At 71.8% G+C, this 1,666-nt stretch carries 2 protein-coding genes; both read right to left on the reverse strand.

The genetic code is table 11. The features are described from left to right. Positions 1-97: 97 nt before the first annotated feature. Positions 98-787 (reverse strand): LuxR C-terminal-related transcriptional regulator, encoded by a 690-nt coding sequence (locus tag ACFV4F_RS42920; protein ID WP_380511401.1) that lies wholly within the window; start codon positions 785-787, stop codon positions 98-100. Positions 788-1,141: 354 nt separating this feature from the next. Further along, positions 1,142-1,666 (reverse strand): LuxR C-terminal-related transcriptional regulator (locus ACFV4F_RS42925; protein WP_380511399.1); only part of this gene is annotated, 525 nt, incomplete at its 5' end.

The raw sequence follows: 1,666 nt of genomic DNA on the forward strand, positions 1-1,666 counted from the left end.
GGGCGGGCCTGCGGGGGGGGGCAGGCCTCGGGGGGGGCGCGCGTGTTGCGCCGGGTCGCGCCCCCGCCCTTGACGGGGGGGTGCTCCTGCGGTACCGCTACTTCACGAAGCTCTCCACGACCTTCGGCGGCCAGACGCCGACCTTGAGGGCGCCCATCGAGTAGGCGCGCGAGACGAGCGCCGCGCGGTTCGGCACGCGCAACTTCCGCAGCAGGCAGGTGACGTGGTACTCGACGCCCTGGCGGCTGAGGTAGAGCCGGGCGGCGAGCGGGACGGTGGAGACGCCGGCCGCGATGCCCTCCAGGATCCGGGCGTCGATCTCGCTGAGCAGCTTCTTGCGGCCGGCGACGACCTCGGACTCGGCCGCCTCGCCGTCGCGGTTGGGCATCATCACCATGATCGACGACTCGTCGGGCAGGCCGCCGCGGACCATGACGGCGGTGAGCGGGACGGTGAACGTCTCCTCGTCCGGGCCTATCGCTATGACGTCGGTGGCGAAGCGGTCCCGGCGGCCCTCGATGAGTCCGGAGAACTGGCGCAGCAGCGGCTGCTGGACGCTCGGGTGGACGAGCTCGCTGAACGTCCGGCCGCAGAGCTCGGACGAGGAGCGTCCGAACTGCCAGAAGAAGGCCTCGTTGGCCTGCCGGATGGTGAGGGTGCGGTCGAGCTGGGCCATGTTGAGGCCGGCCTGATCGGTGACGGTGCGGGTTTGCGGCGCCGCGTCGTGACCTGGCTCTCGATCGCACACGATGGTCCGAGCGGTATCGGCCAGGGCGGAAGAGGAGATGACCACGGCAGTCGGATCCCTTCGGGGCGCGTGTGCGGTGCTGATTTCCGCGGGAAATCCCGGCCATTTCTTTCGGGCCGGGTCGGCTCGAACGGCCTGATTCGCGGTGAACTCTGCTTCGACTCTAGGGACCGCCGATCCGGCAGGTCAACGGCGCCCGGGCTGGTCCGGTCCAATTCTGTGGGCGTACGGCCGGTGGTTCGGTGTGGGGTCGGGGGGTTCGGCCGGTCGTTCGGTACGGTGCACATCCTTGCAGGTCAGGGCAGGTTCGGTAGGGTTCGGTCACGGTTCGGCGAGCATGAGTTCGATTCCGTGGCGGCAGGTCGAACGGGTTTTCCGGCACGACCGCCGGGATCAAACACGAACAACGGGTTCGGCCTCGCACAGAACCGTCACAAGTTCCCGGCGGCCGGAAATACCGAGCTTGCGATAGGAATTCGTCAAATGTTTCTCCACGGCCCGCGCGCTCACCCGCAATTCGGCCGCGATCTCCTGGTTCGTCAGACCGTGCCCGACGAGGTCCGCGACCCGGCGCTCGGACGGCGTCAGCACGACGTCCACCGGCACCCCGGCCTCCCGGCCCGGCGCGGTTCCGGCCCACTCCTCCGACCAGCCGGCGCCGCACGCGGCGGCCAGCCGGGCGGCCTCCCTGCGCACCGCCGCCGCCTCGGCCCCGCCGCCGAGCCGCCGGCCCAGATCGCGCAGCGCGCGGGCGCGTTCGAGCTCGTCGGCCGAGCGCCGCAGCACCTCGACCGACTCCCGCAGCAGGTCGACGGCCCGCGCGCCGCCGGCCAGGGCGGCCTGGAGCCGCAGCGCGCGACCCAGCGCCGCCGGGGCTCCCCACGCCTCCGCGCGGGCCAGCTCCTCGGTGATCAGCGC

Source organism: Kitasatospora sp. NPDC059722, assembly GCF_042733235.1.
In the GTDB taxonomy this organism is placed as follows: domain Bacteria; phylum Actinomycetota; class Actinomycetes; order Streptomycetales; family Streptomycetaceae; genus Kitasatospora.